The 4,206-nt window shown below is 53.4% G+C and carries 11 protein-coding genes; all 11 read left to right on the top strand.

Annotation, left to right across the window (positions count from 1 at the left end):
* A partial coding sequence (gene rplV / locus A3754_RS20520) for a 50S ribosomal protein L22 (RefSeq protein WP_063521170.1) occupies window positions 1-303 on the top strand: 303 nt, incomplete at its 5' end.
* A gap of 4 nt (window positions 304-307) precedes the next feature.
* On the top strand, window positions 308-1,000 hold the full coding sequence (gene rpsC / locus A3754_RS20515; RefSeq protein WP_007149325.1) for a 30S ribosomal protein S3: 693 nt from the start codon (window positions 308-310) through the stop codon (window positions 998-1,000).
* Window positions 1,001-1,013: 13 nt separating this feature from the next.
* The gene (rplP, locus tag A3754_RS20510; protein WP_007150407.1) at window positions 1,014-1,427 is read left to right on the top strand and encodes a 50S ribosomal protein L16; all 414 of its coding nucleotides are present in this window, start codon (window positions 1,014-1,016) and stop codon (window positions 1,425-1,427) included.
* Between the two features lie 3 nt (window positions 1,428-1,430).
* Window positions 1,431-1,622 carry a 50S ribosomal protein L29 gene (gene rpmC, locus A3754_RS20505; RefSeq protein ID WP_007150643.1) on the top strand — a complete coding sequence of 64 codons (192 nt, stop codon included), beginning with the start codon at window positions 1,431-1,433 and terminating at the stop codon, window positions 1,620-1,622.
* A gap of 2 nt (window positions 1,623-1,624) precedes the next feature.
* Window positions 1,625-1,888 (top strand): 30S ribosomal protein S17, encoded by a 264-nt coding sequence (gene rpsQ, locus A3754_RS20500; RefSeq protein WP_011587695.1) that lies wholly within the window; start codon window positions 1,625-1,627, stop codon window positions 1,886-1,888.
* A 51-nt stretch (window positions 1,889-1,939) separates the two neighbouring features.
* The gene (gene rplN, locus A3754_RS20495) at window positions 1,940-2,308 is read left to right on the top strand and encodes a 50S ribosomal protein L14 (protein ID WP_007151625.1); all 369 of its coding nucleotides are present in this window, start codon (window positions 1,940-1,942) and stop codon (window positions 2,306-2,308) included.
* A 15-nt stretch (window positions 2,309-2,323) separates the two neighbouring features.
* Window positions 2,324-2,632, top strand: a complete 309-nt coding sequence (rplX, locus tag A3754_RS20490) for a 50S ribosomal protein L24 (protein WP_039926805.1) — start codon at window positions 2,324-2,326, stop codon at window positions 2,630-2,632.
* 12 nt (window positions 2,633-2,644) lie between these two features.
* The gene (gene rplE / locus A3754_RS20485; RefSeq protein WP_063518835.1) at window positions 2,645-3,184 is read left to right on the top strand and encodes a 50S ribosomal protein L5; all 540 of its coding nucleotides are present in this window, start codon (window positions 2,645-2,647) and stop codon (window positions 3,182-3,184) included.
* Window positions 3,185-3,195: 11 nt separating this feature from the next.
* Window positions 3,196-3,501: a 30S ribosomal protein S14 gene (gene rpsN / locus A3754_RS20480; RefSeq protein WP_063521169.1), complete on the top strand. Its 306-nt coding sequence runs from the start codon at window positions 3,196-3,198 to the stop codon at window positions 3,499-3,501.
* 31 nt (window positions 3,502-3,532) lie between these two features.
* On the top strand, window positions 3,533-3,925 hold the full coding sequence (rpsH, locus tag A3754_RS20475) for a 30S ribosomal protein S8 (protein WP_063519146.1): 393 nt from the start codon (window positions 3,533-3,535) through the stop codon (window positions 3,923-3,925).
* 31 nt (window positions 3,926-3,956) lie between these two features.
* The coding region (gene rplF, locus A3754_RS26290) for a 50S ribosomal protein L6 (protein WP_082904812.1) at window positions 3,957-4,206 on the top strand (250 nt) is incomplete at its 3' end.

The raw sequence follows: 4,206 nt of genomic DNA, 5'->3' as shown, positions 1-4,206 counted from the left end.
TCGGCTCAGAAAGCCCGCCTCGTAGCCGACCAGGTCCGTGGCCTGGAGGTTGAGAAGGCGCTGAATCTTCTGGAATTCAGCCCGAAGAAGGCGGCAAAAATCGTTAAGAAGGTGCTGGAGTCCGCGATTGCAAATGCGGAAAACAACGACGGCGCTGACGTTGATGAGCTGAAGGTGTCCACGGTGTTCGTGGATGAAGGCATGACGATGAAGCGGATTCGCCCGCGCGCCAAAGGCCGCGCTGACCGTATCCTCAAGCGTACTTGCCACATTACTGTGAAAGTCTCAGAAGGTCAGGAGTAACCAGATGGGTCAGAAAGTTCATCCGGTCGGTATTCGCCTTGGCATTGTCAAAGAGCATAATTCGCTTTGGTATGCCGGACCGAAGTCTTATTCAGACTGCCTGGTTACCGATCTGCAAGTGCGTGAGTATCTTTTCAAGCGCCTTAAAAGTGCATCGGTAAGCCGTATCAAGATCGAGCGTCCTTCTGAAAACGTTCGCATCACTATTGCTACTGCGCGTCCGGGCATTGTTATTGGCAAGAAAGGTGAAGACGTTGAGCGTCTGCGTCGTGATGTTGCTGCCAAGATGGGTGTGCCTGTGCACATCAACATCGAGGAAGTGCGCAAGCCCGACCTGGATGCCCGTCTGGTAGGTGATAATGTTGCCGGCCAGCTGGAGCGTCGAGTCATGTTCCGTCGCGCCATGAAGCGTGCGGTGCAGAACGCCATGAAGTCTGGCGCTGAAGGTATTCGAATTCAGCTGTCCGGTCGTCTGGGTGGTGCAGAGATTGCGCGTACCGAATGGTACCGCGAAGGCCGAGTGCCTCTGCATACTTTGCGTGCCGACATCGACTACGCAAGCGTACGTGCTGAAACCACTTACGGCACCATCGGTGTGAAGGTCTGGATCTTCCGCGGCGAAGTGCTTGGTGGCATGGAGCAGGTACAGGAAGAGCAGAAGCAGTCCAAGGGCGCGAAGAAGCGCGGCCGCGGTTAAAGGGTAACGAACGATGTTGCAGCCGAAGCGTACCAAATTCCGGAAAGTGATGAAGGGCCGTAACCGTGGCCTGGCACAGCGGGGCAGCAAGGTGTCTTTCGGCACCATTGGCCTGCAAGCAACCGGTCGTGGCCGTATTACTGCGCGCCAGATCGAAGCAGCCCGTCGTGCAATGACCCGCCATATCAAGCGGGGCGGTAAAATTTGGATCCGGGTATTCCCGGACAAGCCGATTACCAATAAGCCTCTTGAAGTGCGGATGGGTAAAGGTAAAGGTTCTGTAGAGTACTGGGTTGCTCAGATTCAACCTGGAAAAATGCTTTACGAAATGGAAGGTGTGTCAGAAGACGTTGCGCGTGAAGCGTTCCGTCTGGCCGCGGCCAAGCTGCCGGTAAGCACCCGTGTCGTGACTCGGACGGTGATGTAAGCCATGAAAGCGAGCGAGCTGAAAGATAAGAGTGTCGAGGAGCTGCAGCAGACGCAAATCGAGCTGCTTGAGGAACAATTCAAGCTGCGTATGAAGAGCGCGTCCGGTCAGATTTCTAAAACCCATGAGCTTGGGAAGGTTCGCCGCAATATTGCGCGCGTTAAGACCATTCTGAGAGAGAAACAGGGTAACTAGTCATGGCAGAGGCGAACACAATGCGCCGGACCGCTACCGGCAAAGTCATCTCCAATAAAGGTGATAAAACTATCACTGTATTGGTAGAGCGCCGGGTTCAGCACCCGATTTACGGCAAGATTATCAAGCGTTCCACCAAGTTGATGGCGCATGATGAAGAAAATCAGTGTCGTGAAGGTGACCTGGTCACCATCGAGGAGTGCCGGCCGCTGTCCAAGCGTAAAGCTTGGATGCTGGTTAACGTAGTTGAACAGTCTAAGGCCTAAACGGACCGTTGCTGTGGCTGCCTGTAAAGGCAGAGTTGGAGAGATTAAGCGATGATTCAGACCGAAAGCATGCTCGAGGTAGCTGATAACAGTGGCGCCCGTCGAGTACAGTGCATCAAAGTGCTGGGTGGTTCTCACCGCCGCTATGCAGGCATTGGTGACATCATCAAGGTCACAGTAAAGGAAGCGATTCCACGCGGCCGTGTCAAGAAAGGCGACGTGATGACCGCTGTAGTCGTTCGTACCCGTAAAGGTGTACGTCGTCCAGACGGATCACTGATTCGTTTCGACGAAAACGCCGCGGTGTTGTTGAACAACAACAAGGCACCGGTCGGTACTCGGATCTTCGGCCCAGTAACGCGCGAGCTGCGTACTGAGCAATTTATGAAGATCATTTCCCTGGCACCTGAAGTTCTGTAAAGGCGGGTGAAGGTAATGCTCAAGATTAAGCGTGATGACGAAATCATCGTAATTGCGGGTAAGGACAAAGGTAAGCGTGGCTCTGTTCAGCAAGTTCTGGACAACGGTCGCCTCATCGTTGCTGGTGTTAACATGGTCAAGAAGCATGTTAAAGCCAACCCTAACCGCGGTACTCAAGGCGGCATCGTAGAACAGGAAGCATCGCTAAACGCTTCTAACGTTGCCATCTGGAACCCCAAGACGCAGAAAGCGGATCGTGTGGGCTTCCGTTTTGAAGACGGCAAAAAAGTTCGCTTCTTCAAGTCCAACGGCGAAACGCTGTAGGTTAGGTGACCCATGAGTGATCTGAAAAAGATTTATCAAGACGAAATCGCGCCCAAGCTGAAAGAAGAGCTTGGTCTCGGTAATATCATGGAAGTGCCGAAGATCACCAAGATCACCCTGAATATGGGTGTTGGTGAAGCTTCTGCGGATCGTAAAGCGATGGAAGGTGCTTTGGCGGACATGACGGCCATTTCTGGCCAGAAGCCCCTGGTAACCAACGCGCGCAAGTCTGTTGCAGGCTTTAAGATCCGTGAAGGTTGGCCGATTGGCTGCAAGGTGACCATGCGCAACCAGAGAATGTATGAATTTCTGGAGCGCCTGGTTTCTGTTGCCATTCCGCGAATCCGTGACTTCCGTGGTTTGAACCCGAAATCCTTCGATGGCCGGGGCAACTTCTCCATGGGTCTGCGTGAGCAGATCGTGTTCCCGGAGATCGATTTCGACAAGGTCGACAAGCTGCGTGGTATGGATATTACCATTACCACCTCAGCCAAGACTGATGACGAAGCACGGGCGCTGCTGCGCGCCTTCAACTTCCCGCTGAAGGGCTAAGAGGATTTGTCATGGCTAAAGAATCCATGAAAAACCGGGAAGCAAAACGCGCTAAGCTGGTTCAGCGTTTTGCCGCCAAGCGCGCAGCGCTTAAGGCGATCATCCAGGATCCCAATGCAGAACCTGAAGCGAAGTGGGATGCTCAGCTTCAGCTGCAAAAAATGCCGCGCGATTCTTCTCCGGTTCGTCAGCGTAATCGCTGTCGTCTCACCGGTCGTCCGCACGGTTACTACCGCAAATTCGGCCTTAGCCGGATCAAGCTGCGTGAAGCAGCAATGCGCGGTGATGTTCCCGGTCTGGTTAAAGCCAGCTGGTAAGCCAAGAGTTAGGTAGCGGAGCGATTGCGGCATGAGCATGCAAGATACCCTGGCGGATATGTTTACTCGTATCCGTAACGCCCAGATGGCCAAGAAAGTACAGGTCGAGATTCCTGCGTCAAAAGCAAAGGAAGCTGTTGCCAAAGTACTGAAGGACGAGGGCTATATCGCAGGTTACGAAGTGACAGGCGATAAAAAACCGGTAATGACGGTTGAGCTGAAGTATTACGAAGGCAGCCCTGTGATCGAGAAGATTGCACGGGTAAGCCGTCCTGGTCTGCGGGTTTACAAGTCCGCTGGTGAGATCCCCAAGGTCAAAGACGGCCTCGGTGTTATGATCGTATCCACTAATCAGGGCATTATTTCTGACCGGGCAGCGCGCAAAGCCAATGTTGGTGGCGAGCTGATCTGCGAAGTGTCCTAACAGAAGCGGCGTAGACAGGTTAGGTGCAACAATGTCTAGAGTAGCAAAAAATCCGGTAAATCTGCCGAAGGGCGTCGAAGTTAAAGTCGATGGCCAGAAAGTCGCCGTAAAAGGTGGCAAAGGCAGCCTGGAGCATGAAGTTCACGAGCTGGTAGCCGTGTCCCTGGAAGAAGGCGTAATGTCTGTTAAGCCTCACGAAGACTCCCAGAAGGCTTGGGCTTTGGCCGGGACCACCCGTGCTCTGCTGAATAATATGGTAACCGGCGTAGCCGATGGGTTTG

This window comes from Alcanivorax sp. HI0083, from assembly GCF_001635175.1.
The sequence above is the reverse complement of the archived record's forward strand: the minus strand, read 5'-3'. Positions and strand labels throughout refer to the sequence as shown.

Coding starts and splice junctions, on each gene's coding strand:
- rpsC (WP_007149325.1), top strand. CDS start 308: ATGGGTCAGAAAGTTCATCCGGTCGGTATTCGCCTTGGCATTGTCAAA.
- rplP (WP_007150407.1), top strand. CDS start 1,014: ATGTTGCAGCCGAAGCGTACCAAATTCCGGAAAGTGATGAAGGGCCGT.
- rpmC (WP_007150643.1), top strand. CDS start 1,431: ATGAAAGCGAGCGAGCTGAAAGATAAGAGTGTCGAGGAGCTGCAGCAG.
- rpsQ (WP_011587695.1), top strand. CDS start 1,625: ATGGCAGAGGCGAACACAATGCGCCGGACCGCTACCGGCAAAGTCATC.
- rplN (WP_007151625.1), top strand. CDS start 1,940: ATGATTCAGACCGAAAGCATGCTCGAGGTAGCTGATAACAGTGGCGCC.
- rplX (WP_039926805.1), top strand. CDS start 2,324: ATGCTCAAGATTAAGCGTGATGACGAAATCATCGTAATTGCGGGTAAG.
- rplE (WP_063518835.1), top strand. CDS start 2,645: ATGAGTGATCTGAAAAAGATTTATCAAGACGAAATCGCGCCCAAGCTG.
- rpsN (WP_063521169.1), top strand. CDS start 3,196: ATGGCTAAAGAATCCATGAAAAACCGGGAAGCAAAACGCGCTAAGCTG.
- rpsH (WP_063519146.1), top strand. CDS start 3,533: ATGAGCATGCAAGATACCCTGGCGGATATGTTTACTCGTATCCGTAAC.